The sequence below is a fragment of the Caballeronia sp. LZ029 genome (assembly GCF_031451275.1).
GTDB lineage: Bacteria > Pseudomonadota > Gammaproteobacteria > Burkholderiales > Burkholderiaceae > Caballeronia > Caballeronia jiangsuensis.
Genome location: NZ_JARUXO010000120.1, coordinates 1 through 2,703, shown reverse-complemented (window position 1 = coordinate 2,703; position 2,703 = coordinate 1). Strand labels below are relative to the sequence as shown.

The 2,703-nt window shown below is 62.3% G+C and carries 2 protein-coding genes; both read right to left on the bottom strand.

All coding sequences use genetic code 11. The features are described from left to right. Positions 1-294: 294 nt before the first annotated feature. Positions 295-1,053, bottom strand: a complete 759-nt coding sequence (gene istB, locus QCE73_RS39170) for an IS21-like element helper ATPase IstB (RefSeq protein ID WP_035971021.1) — start codon at positions 1,051-1,053, stop codon at positions 295-297. Positions 1,054-1,062: 9 nt separating this feature from the next. Continuing rightward, positions 1,063-2,601, bottom strand: coding sequence for an IS21 family transposase (gene istA, locus QCE73_RS39165; protein WP_309886170.1), 1,539 nt, complete (start codon positions 2,599-2,601; stop codon positions 1,063-1,065). Positions 2,602-2,703 lie beyond the last annotated feature (102 nt).

Genomic DNA, 2,703 nt, shown 5'->3' with positions numbered 1-2,703 from the left:
CCGCCGACATCACGCAACTTCTTCCTCATCGCTGGACGCCGACCACTGCTTGATGGTTTCAGCGATTGCCCCGTCAAGATGCCTTCCCCGGGTGCTTACGCTTCGTCGACGAACGGGCGAGGTGATACCGGCTATGGACGCAGACTACTGCGCCTTGAGCAAGCGTTAACATGGTCTTGCGAACACTTGCGGTGCGTAATTCGCGGAAGCTGGACACGCGGTTCGCGTGAAGGTGGACAGTTGTTTCGCGCGAAGCTGGACAGTCGGAGCGCAGCGACGCAGGGTTTTCGGTTTTTACTCTGACTGTGGATCGGTGGTCAAACTCTTTTTGCGTTTTCGCATCGATTCGCCGCTGAGGTTGATGCGGTAAGTGTTGTGCACGAGTCGATCGAGAATGGCATCGGCGAGCGTAGGGTCGCCAAGTGCAGCGTGCCAGTTCTCAACCGGAATCTGGCTGGTTACCAGCGTCGAACGATGGCCGTGACGGTCATCAAGAATCTCGAGCAGGTCACGCCCGGCGCCATCGCTCATCGGTGCCATCGCGAAGTCGTCCATCAGCAGCAAGTCCGTTTTCGCCCACTGCGCCAGCAGTCGTGCATATCGGCCGCTGCCGTGTGCGATGGCGAGGTCCTCATTGAGCCGCGGCATCTTCAGGTACAGCGCCGAGAAGCCCTGGCGGCACGCCTGGTTGGCCAGCGCACAGGCCAGCCAGGTCTTGCCAAGGCCGGTGGCGCCGATGATCACGGTGCTGTTGCGTTCGCGAATCCAGTTGCAGGTTAGCAACTGCCCAATGAGACTGCGGTCGAGTCCGCGGGCTGCGCGGTAGTCAATGTCCTCCGGTACCGCATCAGAGAACTTCAGCTTCGCGCGGCGCAGCCGCGCCGTGGTCTGCCGTGATTCGCGTACGCTGGACTCACGCTCAACGAGCAGGCCCAGTCGTTCTTCGAAGCTCAACGCTTCGATGTCGGCGAGTCCCTGCTGCTCGGTGAGCGCTGCGGCCATGCCGCTCAGGCGCAGCTCGTGAAGCTTCTCGATGGTCGGATGTCTAAGCATATTTCTCCTTCAATGATAGTAGTTTGGCCCGCGCACGTTGACGTGCGTGAGCGGCAGGTCGGCCTGGACAGCGACCGTCGAGGATTGCTGATCCAGACCGTTCTTCAGGGTCGAGGCGATGAACCTGTAGCTCGGCGCTTTCAGATCGATGGCGCGACTGCAGGCGGCTTCTAGCCGCTCGTTGCCGTAGTCCTTCGCGAGACGCAGCACACCCAGGCAGGTGCGATAGGCCTGCTGCGGATGCTGCCGACCACCAAGCAGATGCGCGACGATCGCGCAGGTGTGTGGGCCGATGCTGGCCGCCCAGTTGCGCAGGCGCTGGGGATCCCAGCCGCTAACGGCCTGATGGTTGGCGGGCATGTGTTCGGTCAGGGTGGTGTGGGCACCGCGCCGCTCGCTCTTTACGTGCGCCGCAATGCGCTTGCCGCGATGGAAGATCTCGACCGTCGACGTGGTGTAACGTACGTCGACCTGCTCACGCGCGAAGCGATGCGGGACTGAGTAGTAATGGCCGATGAGTTCGACGTGGTAGTCAATGCCAACGCGGGCAACCTTCCAGTCGGCGTATTGGTATGGCAGCGCGGGCAACGGCCTGAGCGCGGGGCGATCAAGTTCATCGTAGGCGCTACGGCGCGAACTGGGTAGCTTCTTGAAGGCCTTGCTGTTCAAGCCGGTGAGCAATTCGGCGACCGCGCGGTTCGCTTCGGCCAGACTGAAGAAGCGCTGTTTGCGCAGTCGGGCGAGAATCCATCTCTGGACCAGGAGGACGCCCTGTTCAACCTTCGCCTTATCACGGGGCTTCCCACTGCGAGCCGGGAGGACTGTGACGGAGTAATGCGCAGCCATCGCACCGTAGGTGCGGTTGATCAGCGGATCGTAGAAGCTGGGCTTGTGTACGCCCGACTTCAGGTTGTCGGGCACGACGATCTCCGGGCAGCCACCGATGAATTCGAACGCGCGCACGTGCGAGCCGATCCAGTCGGGCAACTGCTGAGTCCAGGTCGCTTCGGCATACGTGTAGTTCGACGCGCCGAGCACCGCGACGAAGAGCTCTGCTTCGCGGATCTCGCCCGTCGCCGCGTCAATGATCGCGATTCTGTCGCCGGAGTAATCGACGAACAGTTTCTCACCGGGCGCGTGTGTCTGACGCAGCGTCAGGGGCAGTGAATTCGCCCACTGGCTGTAGCGCGTGCAGAACCACGTGTACGCGTAGCCGTCCGGATGCTCGGCCTTGTACTCATTCCACAGCAGGTCGAGCGTGACGCCCTTGCGCGCAAGCTCGCGGCGCACCGTCGGCCAGTCAGGTTCGGGACGCTGCCCTTCAACCTGCGGAGGTGGCGGAAACAGCCGGGCTTCGAGTTCGTCATCGGACAACGTCGCCGGCAGCGGCCAGCTCAGCCCGGTGCGCTGCATGCGCCGCACGTATTGTCCGACCGTCGTCGGCGAGGTGCCCACTGCCCGGGCGATCTCCCGCTGCTTGAACCCGCAGTCGAAATGCAGGCGCAGCACTTCACGAATTTTACGCATGGTCAACGTTGGATATGCCATGTGGTGGGCAGCGACAATTGTTTTGGCCGGTCGTTGACGATCGTTTTGGCCGGTGGTGAGGAGTCGAAGGGCGGCGCAGTCGCCGTAGACGATGAGCCACCG